Here is a 19468-nt window from a genome sequence, read left to right on the forward strand (position 1 = left end):
TTAAAGTTTTTCAAAGACTACTTCGCCCTCGCTATTTATACAGCGGTATACCCCTTTTGGAGCATCTTTCTCGATGGTAACAAAACTGGCATCTTCTTCTAAATATTCTAAGTACGAAGTATCTCCACTTAATTCTGAAAACAAAACCCGAAAGAAATTCACATTGGTCTTAAGCTTGTCTTTGTAGAAATTTGTTGTGCCTTCTGGCCACCGAATTGCCATTTGTGTAGAAAACCCAGAGTACAGCTTATCTCTATCTGTAGTTTTACTGTGTATTTGCTCCATATACTCAAAACCAACATACCCCCCGTGGTCTGATAAAATTGCAATAATTGCTTCTGAATCGTTAGCTACAATGGTATTTATAAGACGCTCTAGCTTTGTGTTTGTCTCTTCCAAACGCGCTAACCACTGTTTGCGCTCTTCTTCTACACCTTCACTGTCTTTTTCAAAAAATTCTACATGTCCTGGACTAAATACTTGCAAAAAAAAGTACTTGGGTTGGTTAATTTCTTCTGCGATAAATTTTTGCAGAGGTGCTTCAATATCTTTCTGTTTGTAATATCCCTTGCCCACAAAAGACACATCTTCTTCTAAACTAAAGTTACACTCATCATAGCCCATTTCAGCAAAACTAGTTAAGAAAAAAGGCCATTCTGGTAAAAAGTAGGTCTTATAACCGTTGTTCTTAAAAATATCGAGCACCGGATTCTTGGTAATAACAATCTCACGGCCATTTATAACTTCGCTTAAACTAAAACCGTAGCTATTGTAATGGTGCTTCATAGAAAACATAGAAGCGTTAGACAGTAATGTTGCTGTATAATTACTTCGGAAATCGTCGTACAATGTAAATCTGTTAGCCTCTAGATAGCTTTTAAACGCATCGTTATTATGACGGTAAGCACCGTTACCTATTTCAGAAAAATTGAGATAACCATCGGGCTGAATAAAATACACATTAGGCTTCTGTTGAAAGCTAACATCTATAATAGCATCTGGCTGGTTCATCCAATCTGAATCGTACGAGAGTTGCTTGTAAACTATAGGAACCAGAGAAACCAACCCTACCACTGCCAAAATGTATTGCAGCGCCATAATCTTTCTTAAAAATTTGTACAAGAAATAAGCGGCTGCTAAGCCAATAACAACACCTAAAACAGAATATACTAGAGTTACATCTGCCAACAAGCAAATTTGAATGTACAACAGAAATAAGGTGACGTTAAAAAACGTAAACAGTCGATTGCGCCATAAAGGAGTAGGCTTATTTCTAGTAGCAAACTGAATGAATGAAAATATACATACAGGAACGGCTACAAAGAGCGCTACAAAAAACAACAATTGCTTCACTGAATTAACAAGTGTAAAGTTGTTGGTGTAGTAAAAAAAGAGTGGATATAATCCTGTGGCTATTCCCAATGCTATTGGAAACTTAAACTGCTGTATGAATTTAGTATTAAAAACGCTCATGGGTAATAGCTATCCAATTTCCGAAGTTAATGTTTTTTAAAAACAACCTCGCCTTCACCATCAATAACCTTGTATATACCTTGAGGGGCACCATTTTTAATAATGGTGAAACTAGCATCTTCTTGCAAGTGATCTAAGTACTTAGGATCTTCGGCCAAATACGAAAACAAAATGCGAAATGTATTGATACCACTTTTAAACTTTGTATCAATTGCTGGCGCCTCACCGTTAGGCCATTTTATAGAAAGTTGCGTGCTAAAAGCAGAATAAATTCGGTCTTCATCTAAGGTTTTATCACGAATCTCCAACATGTGCTCATAGCCAACATAGCCACCATGATCTGCCATAATGAGAATAAGCCCATCGGGATCGTGCTTTTGTATAAGATTTATGGCTTTTACCAACCGCTCGTTACTAAGGCGTAAATTTTCTTTATACAGCTCAAATTCACCTTCTACACCTAAGGTTTCGGTTTTTGAACTGCTAACATGGCCAGGTTTAAAAATTTCAATGAAAAAGAACTTAGACTGATCTGTATCTTCCTTTAAAAATCCTTCAAGCGGTATGGTAATGTCTTCTTCCATACTAAAGCCATCTGTGATAAAATCTAAATCGTTATAATCAAAATTACAAGCATCGTATCCCATCTCTGGGAAATTGGTTAGCAAGTAAGAAGCTTCGGCGATAAAATGTGTTTTATAGCCATTGTTCTTAAAGATGTTAAGTACTGGATTATCTGATATAATTACTTTTCTGGCGTTGGCAATCTCACTAAAGTTAAAACCATTATTGTAATAATGGTGTTTCATAGTAAAGGTTGCGGTGTTCGAAACCAATGTAGAACTGTAGTTACTGAATACATCGGGGTATAATTTAAAATTATTCTCTCGAAGAAAATCCCAAAAGACCGTGTTGTCAATCTTATAAGCTCCTTTACCCATTTGCGATACATTTACATACCCATCTGGCTGGATGTAATATACATTTGGACGTTTCTTAAACACCACCTCTTCTATATCATCTGGCTGAAATGTCCATTCGTTAGAATACGTCCACTGATTTTTAATGGTAGGAAACAACCAAAACAGGCCAATAATTGCCAAAAGAAACTGAAGGGCTAGAATTTTCTTAAAAGATTTTCGAAGAAAAAAAGCAACTAAGGCCGCTACAACAATAGAAATTAAGGTAATCCAAAGATGAAATTGGGCATACAAACAAATCTGAATAAACCCAAGAAATGCCGCGATGTTAAAAAATGGAAAAACAATTGGATTCAATTTTTTAACGATAGGAATAAAATCTAAAAATCGAAGCGCTACAAACGTAAAGATTGGCAGTCCTAAAAATAAGCACAAGAAAAATGTAAAGTGCTTCCACGAATTAATAAGTGAAAAATTATTGGTGTAAAAGAAAATAATAGGATACAACCCTGCTGCCAGGCCTACCATGGCAGGAAAAACGTAATTCTTACGGAGTATTTTTCTAGCGGTAGTCATGTAACACTTAAAATTTCAGTAAAATAATTAGCCGTATAAAAAGGTACGGATTATAAATTTTTCGGACTCATAAGATAAAGTACACGCTTTGTACCAGGTACCACTTCTTTCTTATCGATTGTAAAGTAATGTTCATAGCCAATTTCAAACTCCTTTTCGTTGTAAAAGTCGAAATGGTTTATAAATTCACGTTTCCGCACCAATAGACTTTCTACCCAAGAATCTTCTCGTTTCGGAAATTCAATAATCAGTTTCTTAGAAAACTTTGCAAAAAACTCGGCAGACTTCTCAAAAGGCACATTACCAGAGAGGGTGATATGATGTATTAACGCCAACGCCATAGTAACATCTGGCGCATACTCTTGCAGGCGATCTAATAATGAGTTACGTTCTGTGTTATTAAAGCCAATGCCCGGAGCTGGTTGTAAAACATCACAAACGAAGGGCAACATATTAGATTCGTTGTTTTCTTGCAGTTGTTTGTAATTGTAGTCTACAGCATTGCTATCTATGTCTGTAACTAAAACGTCAGGTACTTTATCTAAGACTGTTCTCGCAAAGGTCCCGTCGTTGCCACCTACGTCTATCAATCGCTGCGGATTTAAAGGCGTAACCCACTCACGGATTAATTCCTTTTTTCCTTCAAAGGCAGCAACCTCGTAATTGGTCTTATCGTAGTAATTGCCCCACTCGGTACTTTCGTTAAGCTCTAATTTCTTAATGAAGTTAAAAAGACTCTCTAAGATATTGCTCTGTGCTTTTTTAGACAGCTTGGCTACTTTAGCTTCTGCCTTGTAATCTTCGCTGTGCTTACTTTCCATCTTTGCCAATAAATGAATATTGGTGTGTATGGTTGCACTTAATTTGGTTTTGCCAGGTAATAAAGAAGCGATAAGCTTTACTGGAATTCCATCGATATGCGTTTGCAACATTTTAAAGATATCGGCTCCATGGTATTTCGCTAAAACCAACGGACCGAAAAAGTGTGTAATAAATTGTTTGTAGGCTCTCCAAGGTGTGCCTTCTTCATAAAAATCGAATGAAAGCGTATCTATAAATACAGGCTTTCCTTTATGAAACGTAATGTTATATGCAGAAGCATCTTTTAAAATAAATCCTTTAGACAAAGCGTATTTCTGAAGCTTTAACGTATGCAACGCTGCATGTTTAAACTGCTGAAAGCTCCACTCGTACGGATTGGTAATAAAAGGAATATGTTCTGGGGTGATGATAATTTTATCATCTGCAACCGAAGTTTCGGTATGGGGTATGAGTATGTTTTGTTTGATGAGTGTATCAAAAAAACCGCTCTCTTTCAATTTTGTATACTGCGGAAAGTAGATAGGGTTGATAACACGCCTTAGGGTGTCGCCATCGTGAAACATGTATCCCGAAGGGTCTCTAAATGAAGCTTGGTGGGTATTATTGTTTGTGCTCATCGGTATCGGTTTCAGAGTCGTTATCGTCTATGTCTATGGAATCGTAGGTATCTTCATCTTCCTTCATCAAACCGAAAAATGCTTTAACCTTATACCACACACCTTTTGAAAACAATAAAACCCCTGCAGCGACAGCAACTACAGCTTGCACAATCATTGCACCTATTCCCGGATCGAAATACAAAAAATTCATACGCTTAGCTATTTAGGTAGTGAGAACCTTTTTTAATTAAAATTGACAACAAATAAACTAAAAAACGGGCAAAACTGCCCGTTTTCAAGTCTTAAAGTTTACAGCTTGTTACGTTTGCGGTCTACTTCTTTTAGGTGCACTTTACGCAGTCTAAGGAAGTTTGGAGTTACCTCAACGTATTCATCTTTCTGTATATATTCTAATGCTTCTTCTAACGAAAACTTAATGGCAGGAACAATTTTAGCCTTGTCATCTGCTCCAGAAGAACGCACATTACTTAACTTTTTAGTTTTGGTAATATTTACTGTCATATCGTCCTGGCGTGTATTTTCACCAATAACTTGTCCTTCGTAAATATCTTCTCCCGGATCTACAAAGAAGCGTCCGCGATCTTGTAACTTATCGATAGAATACGGAATTGCCGAGCCGTTTTCCATAGAAACCAAACTACCATTCTGGCGTTCTGGAATGCCTCCTTTAAGTGGTTGGTATTCTAAGAAACGGTGCGTCATAATTGCCTCACCAGCCGTAGCGGTTAGCAATTGGTTACGCAGCCCGATAATACCACGAGAAGGTACGATAAACTTACAAATCATTCGCTCGCCCTTGGCTTCCATACTGGTCATTTCTCCCTTACGAATGGTTACCATATCTATGGCACGTCCGCTTACATGTTCTGGAAGGTCTATGGTTAATTCTTCTACTGGCTCACATTTAACTCCATCAATTTCTTTGATGATTACTTGTGGCTGCCCAATTTGAAGCTCATAACCTTCACGGCGCATGGTTTCAATTAGCACAGAAAGGTGTAATACTCCACGACCAAAAACCATAAATTTATCCGCACTACCGGTGTCTTCAACACGAAGTGCAAGGTTTTTTTCTAATTCTTTTGCCAAACGGTCTTTAATATGGCGTGAGGTTACAAACTTTCCGTCTTTTCCGAAGAAAGGCGAATCGTTAATGGTAAACAACATGCTCATTGTTGGCTCATCAATTGCAATGGTTTGAAGTCCTTCAGGATTCTCAAAATCGGCTACAGTGTCTCCAATTTCAAATCCGTCAATACCAACCAACGCACAAATATCTCCTGCTTGAACCTCGTCTACTTTTAGTCTACCTAGCCCTTCAAACGTATGTACTTCTTTAATACGTGTTTTTTTAATAGCGCCATCTCGTTTTACTAACGAAACAGGCATGTTTTCTTTTAACGTACCACGAAGAAGTCGTCCTATAGCAATTCTTCCTGTAAAGCTAGAGTAATCTAGTGATGTAATTAGTAGTTGTGGCGTACCTTCTTCAATTTTAGGTGCTGGAATGTGCTCTAAAACCATATCGAGAAGAGGCTCGATATTTTCTGTTTCATTTTGCCAATCGTCACTCATCCAGTTATTCTTTGCCGAACCGTATACGGTTGGGAAGTCTAACTGCCATTCTTCTGCGCCCAATTCAAACATAAGGTCAAAAACAGCTTCGTGTACTTCGTCTGGTGTACAGTTTTCTTTATCAACTTTATTTACAACAACACATGGTTTTAGTCCAAGGTCTATTGCTTTTTGCAGTACAAAACGTGTCTGAGGCATAGGGCCTTCAAAGGCATCTACTAAAAGTAGTACACCATCTGCCATGTTAAGTACACGTTCTACCTCACCTCCAAAATCGGCGTGACCAGGTGTATCGATGATATTGATTTTAGTTCCTTTGTATTTAACCGATACGTTTTTAGACGTAATGGTAATTCCGCGTTCACGTTCTAGATCGTTATTATCTAGGATAAGTTCTCCTGTTTTTTCGTTTTCACGAAAAAGACTACAGTGGTGCATAATTTTATCTACCAAGGTTGTTTTACCGTGGTCTACGTGTGCGATAATGGCGATGTTTTTAATTTCCATAACTAAGGCCGTTTTTAGGCGGTGCAAAAGTAGTGATACTTAATCAATTTAATGTTAAATGTTTCATTTGTTTTACGTTCAGGTTCAGCGGTGTAATTAATATTTGATATCTTTAAGAATATTATGCTCCCCTTGGCAATGCTACCCCTATGAAAACAACGCTAATCTTAACAGCCTTTTTGTGCTGCTTCTTGACATCGCAGGCTCAGTTTGGGCCAGCTCAAATTATATCTTCAGAAATAGTAAATGCGTACAGAGTTTTCCCTATTGATATTGATGGTGATGATTTTATAGACGTAGTTGCAGCAAAAGGAGAACCATATGAATTAGTTTGGTTTCAAAACTTAGATGGCCTTGGAAATTTTGGACCGGAACAATTAATAACAGATGTTCAAGCAATCTATTTAGCTATTGAATTTGTCGATATTGATAATGATGAAGATCTCGATATTATTTTTCTGGTTAATAATCCGAGAGAAATTAGGTGGATTGAAAATCTTGATGGCGAGGGAAACTTTGGTAATGAAAATCTAATAATCGCTTTTGATTTTATTACCGACATTGACATGCTGGATTTTGACAACGATGGCGACCTTGATATTTTAGCTCCGACTACCGATACATTTACTGGAAGATTTGTTTGGTATGAAAATACAGATGGTGAGGGTAATTTTGGTCCAGAGCAATTACTTTTAACTAATTTCGCTGATTATTTCGACCCTATACCAATAGATATAGATGGTGATGGCGACCTAGATATTTTGACGTCACTAGAAAGCTATAGTCCTTCCAAAATAGTATGGTATGAGAATGACGGAAACTCAAATTTAGTAGAACATACAATCTATGAATTTAACTTTTTTGCATCTGATTGGACAAGTATATTATACATGGAATTAGTTGATTACAACAATGATGGACTGGAAGACATAGTTATTAATACCCAACACGACGATGTTGGACAAATTAATTATGTGCTAGCAAATTTGAATGGCAAAGGTAATTTTGACAATCCGGAATTCATTTTCAATTTATATTCCCCTTACTACTTTGCAGATTTAGATGACGATGGCGATAAGGATCATTACTATTGGTATAGCACCACAAATACAATTGCATGGAGAGAAAATGACGGATCTGGATTATTTTTGTTCGAAAGGATTGCAACAACTGAAACAGATTACCCGAGGGATACCAAATCGGCAGATATTGATGGAGATGGTTTAATTGATATTGTTGTTCCTTCCTTAGGAAATAACACTGTTGCTTGGTATAAAAACACAGGGATTCTTGACGTTTCGGAAAGCAAAATTATTAGCACCCAACTCTATCCAAATCCAACAGCAGGTATTTTATATTTTAAAACCGCAGAAATTATAGAAACTGCTACAGTACATGATGTATTAGGAAATGACATCTATCACTTTCAAAAACCTGATTTTATAGACATTAGCACAATTCCGGCGGGAGTATATTTTATAGATATTAAAACAGATTCGGGCATCAGCAACATGCATAAGATAATTAAGAAGTAAGCTCTTCACACCACTAATTTTTGTAAAATGTATTCAGGTAGTTTGTCATTTTTGGGCGTTCCCTTTTTAATGCTGTTCACATACCTAGAAACAATTAGGCCCGGTCTAAATCATTAAAAAGGTCGGGCTATACGCTATATCTTTTTTAGTACATTTCGCCTACTCAATGCACAAAAAAAGGATGCCGCTGCTATCCCTTACGCAAAACTACTATCTTTGTATATTCAATATTACCTATGAACTTAGAAAAGATTCCGCAGTTAAAACATACCAACTCCAACAACTTTTTTCTACTTGCTGGCCCTTGTGCCATCGAGGGTGAAGATATGGCTTTACGCATTGCTGAAAAAGTGGTAAGCATTACCGACAAGCTTGAGATACCTTACATTTTCAAAGGAAGTTTCCGAAAAGCGAATCGCAGTCGTATAGACAGTTTTACGGGGATTGGCGATGAAAAAGCGCTAAAAATTCTTCGAAAAGTTTCTGAAACATTTAAAGTTCCTACAGTAACCGATATTCACGAAGCTAGTGATGCTGCGTTAGCTGCCGAATATGTAGATGTATTACAGATTCCGGCCTTTTTAGTGCGCCAAACCGATTTGGTGGTCGCCGCGGCAGAAACGGGCAAAGTTGTAAATCTTAAGAAAGGGCAGTTTATGAGCCCCGAGAGTATGCAACATGCCGTAAAAAAGGTAACCGACAGCGGTAACAACCAAGTGTGTATTACAGATCGAGGCACCATGTTTGGCTACCAAGACATGATTGTAGATTTTAGAGGTATCCCTACCATGAAACAATATGCTCCCGTTATTTTAGACGTAACGCATAGTCTGCAACAACCCAATCAGAGTGTGGGAGTAACAGGTGGGAGACCAGAAATGATAAGTACCATTGCACGAGCAGGAATTGCTACAGGCGCTAACGGACTCTTTATAGAAACTCATTTTGATCCTGCAAATGCCAAGAGTGACGGTGCCAATATGCTCGATCTTGCCAATTTAGAAAAATTACTCACAGATTTAACAGCCATACGCAAAACCATTAACCAGCTGTAAAACCTTTGGTTTTGGTTCTATAGGCCTCCTCAAGGCATTCTATTAAAATTTTGCCATCTATATCCTCGGGTTTGTAATAGCGTAGTGATTTTACAAATTTTCGCTTTTCAGCAATAAGAACATCTAAATGCACATTAAATGCGGTGCGCGCCCAAAAGCATACATCTAAATACCCTTTTGTAACATTTAAATAGCAAATTGGGCAGTCTTCGCTATAATAAATGGGCAATCGCCATTTGTACAGCAAATCGAAATCGGGTAACGTCTGCTCTATATACACTTGTACTTCAAGCAACATAGACCTAAACGGCTCGGGCTTTTCTAAAATGTATTGCTCTGCTGGATTCATACGACTAAAATAGTTGTTTCTAGAATATAAAAAAAGGTCGCCCTGAAGACGACCTTTGTGAAGTACCTTTGTAACTATTGACTCCCCAATCAATAATGACAAAGGTTTTAAAATATGGCTAAAAACTATCAGCTTATTTGTTATCAAAAGTCCAAAAATTTGAAGAACCATACAAGAGGGTTTTTCCTGTATTTTATACAGGAAAAACCCTCTTTTGTTTTATGTTCAGGTTGTTAATAATTTAATAATTTCTTGAGAAGAGTAGGAAATATGAGAAGTTATACTTTACTTTGTTTTTCAAAGTACTTTTATATGAGTGAGCAAGATTATCTAAAAGACATCAGCGAGATTAAGAATTTGATGAACAAATCGTCTCGATTTATTTCATTGAGTGGTTGGGCCGGAATATTTGCCGGATTATATGCACTTATTGGAGCTGCAGTAGCCTATTACATAGTTTCAAATTCTGGGAGAGACTATTTAATTTTAGACGGATATGTATTTCAACTTATAGTCTTAGATTTATTTCTAATTGCCTTTCTAAGTGTAATCACTGCTATTTTTATTACCACTAGGAGAGCAAAGAAAGACGGTGTGCGTATGTGGGACGCCTCGACCAAGCGGCTGTTATGGAGTTTTTTAGTTCCTATGATTGCTGGAGGAATTTACATTCTTATTATTCTCAACCAACAAAAATATGGACAGACAGGTGCGTTAATGCTTATATTTTATGGCCTTGCATTAATTAATGCTTCTAAATATACATTTAGTAACATTAAATATCTTGGTTATACTGAAATCGTCTTAGGGCTTATTTGTGCCTTCTATCCTGGCTACGGTTTTTGGCTTTGGGTGATTGGTTTTGGAGTTATGCACATTATCTATGGAAGCCTAATGTTAGTTCAAGAAAAAAAGCAGTAGTGGGCATTATAGACAACATAAATAAATTATTTGATCACCGCATTCGTTTAGGTATAATGTCTATACTCGTGGTGAACGATGAGGCCGATTTTAATCGGTTAAAAGAACTGCTAGACGTTACAGACGGTAATTTGGCAAGTCATATAAAAGCCCTAGAAAAAGAGGAATATATTTTAGTAGAAAAACAATTTATTGGTCGTAAACCAAACACCCGATACAGTGCAACCCCCTTGGGAAAAGCAGAATTTAAAAAGCATATTGATGCCTTAGAAAAGATTATTCACAAAAACAAAGCATAGCGAAAGCTATTTTTTTAAACACTTACTTTGAAATACAAAGTACTTTATGAAAAAGATTAGAAAACAACTTATTAATTGGCTCTTCGAAAAATCCATGATGCTTTATTGCAGGTTTAAGAATAAACAAGCTTGGAATATTACAACAGAAGAATTGTTACAAATGTCCCACCATACCTTTGGTCATCATTTAGGAACGTTTTTAAATCAAAATGGATTTGAGCTCATTCCGAAGGTAGAACGCCACGACGCCTACCACGTGCTTACCGGTATGGGCACCACCGTAGAAGAGGAAATTGCCCTACAATACATCTGCTTTGCAAATGGCAAGCGTACCCCCTACTTATTTGGCGTCTTACTTTTAGGCACATTAATATTACCCGATTATGCTTCCCTTTACATAAAAGCATATCGCTTCGGGAAAAATGCCCGAACATTCCATCATTTCGATTATAAACAAGTGCTTCCAGTACCGTTCCACCAATTTCAGGACATGATTTTTTCAGAAGCAATGAGAAAACAATTTATAACGTATAAATCCACTCAAATTTCAGCTATATGAACACTTTACAAACTTCTTCAGCCATTGCCATAGTCTCATTCACCTTAGGCACCATATTATTTCTATTGCAATTGGTAAGCGTAGACAATCACAATCTGCCAATGCTTGGCTTTTACTATGTATGCATTGCCATAGTAGTAAACCTAATTGTTCTCTTAGCACTTGCCGTAAAACTGTTTATAGTAAAACAGAAAGTAGCGATTTTAAAGTCTATGGCAATCATTGTTATAAATGCCCCAATAGCTTACGCATACGCATACATCTTATTTGAATATTCATTTATCTAAAATCACAGTATCATGGAACAGAAAAAAAACAGATTTGGAAACTGGTTACGCAACTCAATCACCGCTCGCATGCTCGTAGTGGGGTTTTTACTATTGGTTTTACTAATCCCTTTAGAATTTGTACAATCGCTTATTTATGAACGTTCTCTAAGGCAAGCACAAGTAGTTAGAGAAATTAATGAAAAATGGGGAAACGAAGTTGTGCTTTCTGGCCCTATGCTGAAAGTTCCTTACAAAACCTACAAAGAAGAACGCGTGTTTATTGAGCAAACAAAAACCTATCAGACCATCACAGAAACCATCGTAAAATACGCGTATATGTTACCCGAAACGTTAAACATAAACGCCGCGGCAAATAGCAAAGAAGAGCCACTTAAGCGGGGCATTTATGAATCTGTGGTCTACACTGCCGACATGGATATTACGGGTACTTTTACCGCGATTAATTTAACTGATCAAAACATCGCAGACGACGCTATTTTATGGGACAAAATTTCGGTGGTTCTTATGACTTCAAACCTTAAAGGAATTAGAAATACCATGGAAATTTCTATAGGCAGCGATCATTTAGAACTCGCCCCTAAGTTTTCTAACAATTATCTAAACACACTAGAAAGTAAGGCAATTTCCGAAGCAACGGCAAAAACAGATCAGCCCATTTCCTTTTCTAGCAGCATGAAAGTTAATGGTAGCGAATATTTACAGTTTATCCCGGTAGGGAAAGAAACCAAAGTTAACATGACCTCTAATTGGCCATCGCCAAGTTTTAATGGACGATACTTGCCAGTAGATGGATCACGAGAGATTACAGAAAACGGATTTAAAGCAGCCTGGGAGGTATTTCAAATTAACCGCCAGTTTGAACAGGTGTTTTTAAATACTATTCCAGACTTAAAAAGTTTTGCCTTTGGTACCAATCTTATTATACCCATAGACGAATATCAAAAAAGTGAGCGCACCGCCAAGTATGGCTTTATGGTAATAGGTCTTACGTTGCTTGTTTTCTTGCTTATTCAACTCGTTAGCAAACTTTATATTCATCCATTTCAATACGTAATGATTGGTTTGGCCTTGGTCATGTTTTATACCTTACTCATCTCTATTAGCGAGCATAGTAGCTTTTTAAAAGCCTATGCCATAGCAGCGGTATCGGTACTCGCCCTTGTTACAATATACTCAAGAGCGATATTAAAAGGGTTCAAATTTCCGTTGTTAGTATGTCTTTCTTTAGCATCGTTGTACGGATTTATTTATGTTATTATCCAGCTTGAAAATTATGCTTTGTTAGTTGGCAGCATTGGTCTTTTTGCAATTCTTGCTATAATTATGTTCGCTTCGCGGAAAATTGACTGGGGGAACGGAAACGAATGAAACAAGAAATTAAATTGTCAGGCTGGATTCAGTTAAAATAACTGTTCAACTGAAATAAGCCTGACAATACTACGCACAACTACTAAATGACTAAAACAATGAAACGCACCTTAACCTTTTTCATCTTACTGCTAGTAACCGAAGTAGCCATTGCTATTTTTCACTTCCACAAATTCATTAGAGGCTTTGTGGGAGATGTACTGGTCATTCCGTTGTTGTACTATTTCTTACGAATTTTTATAAAATGGCGAACAGTGTACCTTTTAGGAGCTGTTTTAGCCATTGCTTTAGGTATTGAACTACTACAATACTCAGGGCTATTTCAACACTTAAACATACAATCACCACTACTTAAAATAGTGCTGGGCACCACCTTCGACTGGAAAGACATTTTGGCTTATGGAGTAGGTGGTGTTCTCACACTATTATTAGAAAAAAATCAAGCTTATGGAAAAGATTAAAAACTTTATAAACACACACTTTTACACCCTGTTTCCACTTATTGCGATAACGGTGGTAAGTCTATTTGCATTAATGATTCGGCTTAAAATTACACACTCATTTTTCTTTTTATTTCTAGTGTGGAATCTCTTTCTAGCTGTCATTCCCTTTGTACTATCTTTTATACTTCTTCAGTATCGAAACGCTTCAAAAATAGCAGTGAGCATTGTTTTTATAGTTTGGCTATTGTTTCTTCCAAATGCGCCCTACATACTTACAGACCTTATTCACTTACAACATAGTAAAGCCACATTACTAGGTTTTGACGCCCTGCTAATAGGCTTATTTGCCATTGGTGGCATGCTTTGTTATTTGCAATCTATGTTTCAAATGGAAGCCATAGCAACTCGCTTTCTTGCTAGAAAGTATAGAAAATGGATGTTACTTGCAATTCCCTTTTTAACAGGATTTGGTATTTATCTAGGACGTTTTTTACGCTTTAACTCATGGGACATACTTCAAGACCCAATCTCACTAGTTGTAGAAGTCACACAAATTATAATTAAACCAAGCCAACATATGGGAGCGTGGATCGTAACTATAGGATTTGGATGTTTTTTATGGGTTGGGTATGTATTTTACAAAAAGATAAGTCTCAGAAAAAATGTACTACGGAGTCATTAATTCCAAATTTTTTAAAAAATTATTTTAGGGTTCACCATCATTTACGGTATCTTTCAAAAAAAAAGTAAATTCATGGTGTTTCAGCAGTATTTTCTGGCAATTTTATTCATTACAACTTCAATTTCGAGCTTCGGACAAACACGGCAAACAGCAGATTTTGGCAATCCAACAAGTTTAGAGCTTACTATGACCTCTTATCCCAATGATAGTGAAGCTGCGGGTGTTGTGTTGTTTGAGAAAGGAAAAACCTATGTAAAATTGGTTGGTAATTATGTGCGATTGATAAAAGAAGTACATAGAAAAACAAAAGTGTTAGATGCCAAAAACTTTACAGCTGCGAGTGTTGGTATTCCATACTATATTGGAAGTACAAGTAAAGAAAAAGTCACTAATGTGGAAGCCATTACGCACAATAAGGGCGTAAAAAAATATGTAGCAAAAGATGCCTATTTCACAACAAATGAAGTTAACCAATGGAACCTTAAACGGTTTACATTTCCTGATGTGCAAGATGGTAGTGTCTTAGAATACCGCTACACCATAGAATCACCCTTTTTTGGATACTTAGACGGTTGGGATTTTCAGAGTACCATGCCAAAAGTATACACAGAATTTGTTTCGGAAATACCAGGAAACTATAATTATAGAAGGTCTTTAGTAGGAACGCTGAAACTTGAAGTAAACGAAGTTTCATTAAAAGAAGACTGCTTTTTTATACCTAGTTATGAAGTAAACGCAGATTGTGAAGTAGCTGTTTATGCAATGAAAGATGTACCTGCCTTTAAGAAGGAATCTTACATGCTTTCTGAAAAAAACTACATGGCACGTGTGGGATACGAGTTAAAAGAATACTACGACTTTAAAGGTAACAAAACCGAAGTTAGCAAAGAGTGGAAGGATGTTGACAAAGAGTTTAGAACCGACAAAGATTTAGGTCGTCAATTGGGATCTAAAAATTTCTTTGAAAATAAGTTGCCGCCAGCCCTACTTTCTGAAGCCGATCCTTTAGCAAAAGCCAAGGGTATTTTCTACTTTATACAACAGCATTTTAACTACAATGGCAAACAGCGAATTTTATCAGACATACGTGTGAAAGAAGCCTTTGAGGAAAAAGTGGGCAATAGTAGCGAAATAAATTTATCGCTTGTAAATGCGTTAAATGTAGCCAACTTAGATGCCAAAGTAGCCCTTATCGCTACTAGAAGTCATGCGTTACCCACCAAGCTATACCCGGTGCTTACCGATTTTAATTATGCTATAGTATATCTAAAAATTGGAGATAAGGAATACCTATTAGATGCCACCAGCAAATATATACCCTTCGGCTTTTTGCCTTCAGAAGCTTTAAATCACCAAGCCCGAGTGTTAGATTTAAAAGAGGGTAGTTTTTGGGTAGATATTGTTCCTGAGAAGAAGAATGTAGAATACATTAATGCGCAGCTAGAATTAACAGAAGAAAATACTATTACTGGTAAAGTTGCAGAAACCTATGTTGGATATCCATCGGTTGTAGAACGCATAGCAATTGCTTCTTATGGCAGTAATGAATTTAAAAATGAAAAGCAAAAATATATTGAAGATGCGACTATCTCATCACTTAACATTGAGCACTTAAATAATCTTTCAGAAAACTTAAAGGAGACCTATACTATTGAAATAAGTCCAGAACTCGCAGGTGGAAAGTGGTATGTCTCACCTTTCTTTCTAACTAATTTTTATAATGAAAATCCGTTTAAGCTCACAGACCGTACCTACCCAGTAGATTTCGGGTATCCTGTATCGCAGACTTTTTTAATGAGCCTCGACTTAAAAGGCAAATACAATGTTGTAGAGACTCCCCAAAACACTATTGTTAAGCTTCCTAACGGTGCTGGCGAATGTAGTGTAGTCTACGGCAATACTGGCGATAAAATCACGGTTCGATTTAGTTTTAAACTCAACCAATATTATTTTACACCAGAAAAATATAAAAGTTTGCAAGACTTTTTTGACACGGTAGTAACTATGTTAAATAAGGAAGTGATGGTATTAGAAAAAATTTAATTGTTTCCAGCTACATAATCTTCTAAGTATGCATATCGCTCTGTTAACTTGCCATCAGAAGTAGTCATTCTAGCACGTTTTAGAATACCACGTTCATCGCCGTTAAAAAAGGCAGGAAGCACATGCTCCAAAAACATTTCTCCAAAACCTTCGCTGGCGTCTTTTGGCAATTCGCAAGGTAGGTTATCTACCGCCATCATTGTAATGGCTCCAGAAGCATCCATTGCAACCTCTTGCTCAGTTTGCGGGTCATAGCCATAAAATGGGTTGGCTATAGTGCTTGGGCGAATGGTACTGGCTACAGGACCGTCTATATCGCACGAGATATCTGCAACTAAATTTATTCTGAAATTTGCTTTCTTGGCATCTTCTCGAGTAAAAAGATAAGGAGCTCCGTCTCCATAAAAGTGCCCTGCGATAAAATAATCTGTTTGCGCTGCATAAGGCATAAAGTTGCTTTCGTACCCAGATGGATCTTTATAAAATGCATACTTATCGCCTACCTTTCCATCTTTTCGTTTGTTGTATTCCATTACGTCTGCCATACAATAGACGGGCTCTGTAAATTCTGAGGTAAGGTACAAGGCATCGCTTACCTGTTTAATTTGTAAATAATCTAGAATTTCTTTGGCTCCTTTGGCAACTTTACCTGTTCCTGTAAGTAGAATTTTAATTGCTGGCAACGTGATTTTATCCAATTCGGCTTTAACAGCATCTAGGTCTGCTAGATTTTCAACCTTTGGAAGTTGAAATAAACCATCTCTAATGCCTAAAGCTCTAAAGCCATTATACGCCCCTACCAATCCAGCATAACGACCAAAACCAATGAGTCGCGCACCACTTTGTTTGACAATAGTTTCATGATCATACATTTCTATATTCTTTTCTAACATTGCCACTAACAGTTTTCGATTATACGGTTGCTTTTTAATGGTATGGCTGAAATAGAAATACTTTTTATTTGGTATTAATGCTTCTACTGGCACTTCTTTCACCCCTAGCATTACGTCTGCTTTTGAAACATCCTGCACTACATCAAACCCCGCATCTGTATATGCTTTATCTGGAAAGACACGCACATCGCTTGCTTCTACTATAAATCGCGCATCAGGAAATTTTTTAGCTGCTTCTTTTAAATCTGAAGGTGAAAAAAACGACACGACGATCTGGCGGATTCTTACGTTCTTTAATGATAGCGAAGGTGGTAGACATTTGGTATACTTTTTGAAATGTTAAACTGGGGTACGAAGATACTATTAATCTTGTATCTTTGCCAATCGCGTGAGGGATTGAATACGCTACCGTGTAGCGATGAAAGCCCGACTCGCCGCGGCGAGTCACGCCCAAAGAATTATTGGTATTATTTTAATAAATCTTTGAAATTTGTTTTTTGAAATGTTGGATTTTTTTCAACTATGGGGCCGACTGGTTTTGACAGCGGGTTTTGTGGTATGGTAAGCATGTAGAGCGCTGGGAAACAGCTCTTAAATCTCATTTTTCACACTTTTTAAACGGCGAGAATAACTACGCCCTAGCTGCATAATCTGAATTATAGTAAGATTACGCCTCGGCCTACAAGGTAGGCAAGCAGGAAGTCACTCAAACACCTTGGTTTACGGTTTTTGATATAGTGACTTCGTAAAAGTAAACCTATTGGGAATAGTGCCTTGATATTCCTGAGACATCTAAGTGAGGATAAGGAGTGCGTTGGTAGTTTTTGACCGGCAATCTCTCGAAAATTGAAACAGAAACTAAACATGTAGAAAGCTGTAACGCAGCACGTTTGGACGAGGGTTCGAATCCCTCCGGCTCCACGACACTCAAAAAGCCATCCGCCGCCACGGATGGTTTTGTGTTTTATGAAAACGCGGAGCTTGCTCAAAGCGTTGAAATAAAATGACAAAGCAAGAGCGCTGCTCATGGCTTTTTATTTGCAACATTGGTTAGGTGGGAACTTAAATCCCTCCGGCTCCACTAAACTTTCACAACTGGGTTGTGCATGTAAAAACATGAGCTCAACAAGCATTATTGCTAGATTGGGCTTTGTTGTTTCTATAAACCAGGATTGCAAGCAATGACAGTTCTATTTGGAAATTGGTATAAATGGAATCAGGTTGTATAATCTATGCGAGCTATCTGCCATGACTCTGGAGGGAAGGTGCTAAGGCAACAAAAAAAATTGAGGCCATACTAAGGGATTAGTAGAAGCTAGTTTTCTAGCTGAAATTTTTACTGAAATTTCCACCATTCTGTATAATTAGACACAGAATCCTTTATCTTAATTTCTTGTCCAATTTGTGGAGTTATTACTTCTAGCTGTAATTCTTTTGCCTTAGCTTTTACTCGTGTTATGGGGTCTGTCCATTCGTGCAACGCCAGTTTAAAACCTGCCCAATGAATAGGCATTATTTTATCTGCTCTTAAATCTAATCCCGCAAGAGCAGTTTCTTCTGGCATCATATGTATATCTGCCCACTTTTCGTTGTATTGTCCACATTCCATCAGAGCAAGGTTAAAGGGACCATACTTCTGCCCTATTTCAGTAAAATGCGCTGCATATCCACTGTCGCCACTAAAATATAGGTTTTCATTTTCAGATTGGATTACCCAAGAACTCCATAAGGTACTTTGACCATTATTCAATTTGCGTCCAGAAAAATGTTGTGCTGGCGTGCACACCAGTTTTAATGAATCTATTTGTGTTTCCTGCCACCAATCCATTTCAGTAATATTTTCAGAAGACACTCCCCATGATTCTAAGTGTACGCCAACCCCAAGAGGGACATAAAAATGTTTTGTTTTATCCTTAATTTTAAGTACTGACTCATGGTCAAGGTGATCGTAATGATCATGAGAAAAAATAACGGCATCTATCTGGGGTAACTTCTCAACTTCTAATGGGAATTTTTCATTAAAACGGCTACTTCCCAACCAAGGATGTGGCGCAGCTACTTTTCCTAACATTGGATCAAGCAACAAATTTTTTCCATCTATTTGCAACAAAAATGCCGAATGTCCGTACCATATGAGTCGGGCGTCTCCCTTATAATTAGCCACCGCTAGAGAATCTACTTTACTTACATCTAAATCTCTTTTAGGCCGACCATTAGGCACTTTTGCCGTAAAGAAGGAATAGACAACGCTCATTGTTTCTGAAAAGTTCATTTCTTTAGGAACTCTAGGGTTTACGTTCGTAAATTTACCATCTTTGAATTGTTTAGAGTTCTGATATGAAATTTGACGAGGTTTTGAAACGTCACCCCCAAAGCTTGGGTAGTAATTGGTAAATGCAAGATAACTTAGCACAAGTACTCCTATTATAATTAGCGTAATAATCATTGTCTTTTTTAATACTTTTTTAAGATGGTTCATTAACTTTTCAATTTTGTGGTTTCAGGTAGTTCTTTCCATTAACAAAATAAACAAACACC

17 protein-coding genes, 1 other RNA gene and 1 pseudogene are annotated in these 19468 nt (G+C 37.2%); 11 read left to right on the forward strand and 8 right to left on the reverse strand.

Annotated elements, in window-relative coordinates; genetic code table 11:
- The 5 genes from G5B37_RS05800 to typA all read right to left on the reverse strand — a co-directional run bounded on the left by G5B37_RS05800 (position 1) and on the right by typA (position 6493).
- Positions 1-1473: a sulfatase-like hydrolase/transferase gene (locus G5B37_RS05800; RefSeq protein WP_164679119.1), complete on the reverse strand. Its 1473-nt coding sequence runs from the start codon at positions 1471-1473 to the stop codon at positions 1-3.
- 26 nt (positions 1474-1499) lie between these two features.
- Positions 1500-2969 (reverse strand): sulfatase-like hydrolase/transferase, encoded by a 1470-nt coding sequence (locus G5B37_RS05805; protein WP_164679120.1) that lies wholly within the window; start codon positions 2967-2969, stop codon positions 1500-1502.
- 50 nt (positions 2970-3019) lie between these two features.
- Positions 3020-4408 (reverse strand): class I SAM-dependent methyltransferase, encoded by a 1389-nt coding sequence (locus G5B37_RS05810; protein WP_164679121.1) that lies wholly within the window; start codon positions 4406-4408, stop codon positions 3020-3022.
- On the reverse strand, positions 4392-4601 hold the full coding sequence (locus G5B37_RS05815; protein WP_164679122.1) for a hypothetical protein: 210 nt from the start codon (positions 4599-4601) through the stop codon (positions 4392-4394). The genes G5B37_RS05810 and G5B37_RS05815 overlap by 17 nt, the downstream gene beginning before the upstream one ends.
- A gap of 98 nt (positions 4602-4699) precedes the next feature.
- Entirely contained in the window at positions 4700-6493 is a 1794-nt protein-coding gene (gene typA / locus G5B37_RS05820; protein ID WP_164679123.1) for a translational GTPase TypA, read from the reverse strand.
- A 149-nt stretch (positions 6494-6642) separates the two neighbouring features.
- Between typA and G5B37_RS05825 the strand changes: the two genes are divergently transcribed.
- Positions 6643-8028 (forward strand): T9SS type A sorting domain-containing protein, encoded by a 1386-nt coding sequence (locus G5B37_RS05825; protein ID WP_164679124.1) that lies wholly within the window; start codon positions 6643-6645, stop codon positions 8026-8028.
- 236 nt (positions 8029-8264) lie between these two features.
- Positions 8265-9083: a 3-deoxy-8-phosphooctulonate synthase gene (kdsA, locus tag G5B37_RS05830; RefSeq protein ID WP_164679125.1), complete on the forward strand. Its 819-nt coding sequence runs from the start codon at positions 8265-8267 to the stop codon at positions 9081-9083.
- Here kdsA and G5B37_RS05835 read toward each other — a convergent pair.
- Positions 9070-9534: a DUF1801 domain-containing protein gene (locus G5B37_RS05835; RefSeq protein ID WP_263649852.1), complete on the reverse strand. Its 465-nt coding sequence runs from the start codon at positions 9532-9534 to the stop codon at positions 9070-9072. The two genes, kdsA and G5B37_RS05835, sit on opposite strands and share 14 nt — an antisense overlap.
- Before the next feature lie 210 nt (positions 9535-9744).
- Between G5B37_RS05835 and G5B37_RS05840 the strand changes: the two genes are divergently transcribed.
- From G5B37_RS05840 to G5B37_RS05875, 8 genes are all read left to right on the forward strand, one after another.
- Positions 9745-10353, forward strand: coding sequence for a hypothetical protein (locus tag G5B37_RS05840; protein WP_164679126.1), 609 nt, complete (start codon positions 9745-9747; stop codon positions 10351-10353).
- Positions 10353-10652 carry a winged helix-turn-helix domain-containing protein gene (locus G5B37_RS05845; protein WP_164679127.1) on the forward strand — a complete coding sequence of 100 codons (300 nt, stop codon included), beginning with the start codon at positions 10353-10355 and terminating at the stop codon, positions 10650-10652. The genes G5B37_RS05840 and G5B37_RS05845 overlap by 1 nt, the downstream gene beginning before the upstream one ends.
- A gap of 46 nt (positions 10653-10698) precedes the next feature.
- The gene (locus G5B37_RS05850) at positions 10699-11211 is read left to right on the forward strand and encodes a ubiquinone biosynthesis protein COQ4 (RefSeq protein ID WP_263649853.1); all 513 of its coding nucleotides are present in this window, start codon (positions 10699-10701) and stop codon (positions 11209-11211) included.
- Positions 11208-11498, forward strand: a complete 291-nt coding sequence (locus G5B37_RS05855) for a hypothetical protein (protein ID WP_164679128.1) — start codon at positions 11208-11210, stop codon at positions 11496-11498. The genes G5B37_RS05850 and G5B37_RS05855 overlap by 4 nt, the downstream gene beginning before the upstream one ends.
- A 12-nt stretch (positions 11499-11510) precedes the next feature.
- Positions 11511-12869 carry a cell envelope integrity protein CreD gene (gene creD, locus G5B37_RS05860; protein ID WP_164679129.1) on the forward strand — a complete coding sequence of 453 codons (1359 nt, stop codon included), beginning with the start codon at positions 11511-11513 and terminating at the stop codon, positions 12867-12869.
- 98 nt (positions 12870-12967) lie between these two features.
- Positions 12968-13330: a ribosomal maturation YjgA family protein gene (locus tag G5B37_RS05865; protein WP_164679130.1), complete on the forward strand. Its 363-nt coding sequence runs from the start codon at positions 12968-12970 to the stop codon at positions 13328-13330.
- Positions 13317-13994 (forward strand): DUF1361 domain-containing protein, encoded by a 678-nt coding sequence (locus G5B37_RS05870; protein ID WP_164679131.1) that lies wholly within the window; start codon positions 13317-13319, stop codon positions 13992-13994. Before G5B37_RS05865 ends, G5B37_RS05870 begins: the two co-directional genes overlap by 14 nt.
- A gap of 72 nt (positions 13995-14066) precedes the next feature.
- Positions 14067-16037 (forward strand): DUF3857 domain-containing protein, encoded by a 1971-nt coding sequence (locus G5B37_RS05875; protein ID WP_164679132.1) that lies wholly within the window; start codon positions 14067-14069, stop codon positions 16035-16037.
- On the opposite strand, the pseudogene G5B37_RS05880 reads toward G5B37_RS05875, so the two are convergent.
- A pseudogene (locus G5B37_RS05880) lies at positions 16034-17249 on the reverse strand (NAD(P)-dependent oxidoreductase). The gene G5B37_RS05875 and the pseudogene G5B37_RS05880 sit on opposite strands and share 4 nt — an antisense overlap.
- 205 nt (positions 17250-17454) lie before the next feature.
- On the opposite strand from G5B37_RS05880, the gene ssrA reads away from it, so the two are divergent.
- Positions 17455-17854: a transfer-messenger RNA gene (gene ssrA / locus G5B37_RS05885) on the forward strand.
- A gap of 412 nt (positions 17855-18266) precedes the next feature.
- Here the strand turns inward: ssrA and G5B37_RS05890 are convergent.
- Entirely contained in the window at positions 18267-19409 is a 1143-nt protein-coding gene (locus tag G5B37_RS05890) for an MBL fold metallo-hydrolase (RefSeq protein WP_263649854.1), read from the reverse strand.
- Between the last annotated feature and the right edge of the window lie 59 nt (positions 19410-19468).

The sequence above is a fragment of the Rasiella rasia genome, from assembly GCF_011044175.1.
Lineage (GTDB): Bacteria > Bacteroidota > Bacteroidia > Flavobacteriales > Flavobacteriaceae > Marinirhabdus > Marinirhabdus rasia.

Excerpts from the sequence above, each read along its gene's own strand:
- G5B37_RS05800 (WP_164679119.1), bottom strand. The coding sequence starts at position 1,473 with ATGAGCGTTTTTAATACTAAATTCATACAGCAGTTTAAGTTTCCAATA.
- G5B37_RS05805 (WP_164679120.1), bottom strand. The coding sequence starts at position 2,969 with ATGACTACCGCTAGAAAAATACTCCGTAAGAATTACGTTTTTCCTGCC.
- G5B37_RS05810 (WP_164679121.1), bottom strand. The coding sequence starts at position 4,408 with ATGAGCACAAACAATAATACCCACCAAGCTTCATTTAGAGACCCTTCG.
- G5B37_RS05815 (WP_164679122.1), bottom strand. The coding sequence starts at position 4,601 with ATGAATTTTTTGTATTTCGATCCGGGAATAGGTGCAATGATTGTGCAA.
- typA (WP_164679123.1), bottom strand. The coding sequence starts at position 6,493 with ATGGAAATTAAAAACATCGCCATTATCGCACACGTAGACCACGGTAAA.
- G5B37_RS05825 (WP_164679124.1), top strand. The coding sequence starts at position 6,643 with ATGAAAACAACGCTAATCTTAACAGCCTTTTTGTGCTGCTTCTTGACA.
- kdsA (WP_164679125.1), top strand. The coding sequence starts at position 8,265 with ATGAACTTAGAAAAGATTCCGCAGTTAAAACATACCAACTCCAACAAC.
- G5B37_RS05840 (WP_164679126.1), top strand. The coding sequence starts at position 9,745 with ATGAGTGAGCAAGATTATCTAAAAGACATCAGCGAGATTAAGAATTTG.
- G5B37_RS05850 (WP_263649853.1), top strand. The coding sequence starts at position 10,699 with ATGAAAAAGATTAGAAAACAACTTATTAATTGGCTCTTCGAAAAATCC.
- G5B37_RS05855 (WP_164679128.1), top strand. The coding sequence starts at position 11,208 with ATGAACACTTTACAAACTTCTTCAGCCATTGCCATAGTCTCATTCACC.
- creD (WP_164679129.1), top strand. The coding sequence starts at position 11,511 with ATGGAACAGAAAAAAAACAGATTTGGAAACTGGTTACGCAACTCAATC.
- G5B37_RS05865 (WP_164679130.1), top strand. The coding sequence starts at position 12,968 with ATGAAACGCACCTTAACCTTTTTCATCTTACTGCTAGTAACCGAAGTA.
- G5B37_RS05870 (WP_164679131.1), top strand. The coding sequence starts at position 13,317 with ATGGAAAAGATTAAAAACTTTATAAACACACACTTTTACACCCTGTTT.
- G5B37_RS05875 (WP_164679132.1), top strand. The coding sequence starts at position 14,067 with ATGGTGTTTCAGCAGTATTTTCTGGCAATTTTATTCATTACAACTTCA.
- G5B37_RS05890 (WP_263649854.1), bottom strand. The coding sequence starts at position 19,409 with ATGAACCATCTTAAAAAAGTATTAAAAAAGACAATGATTATTACGCTA.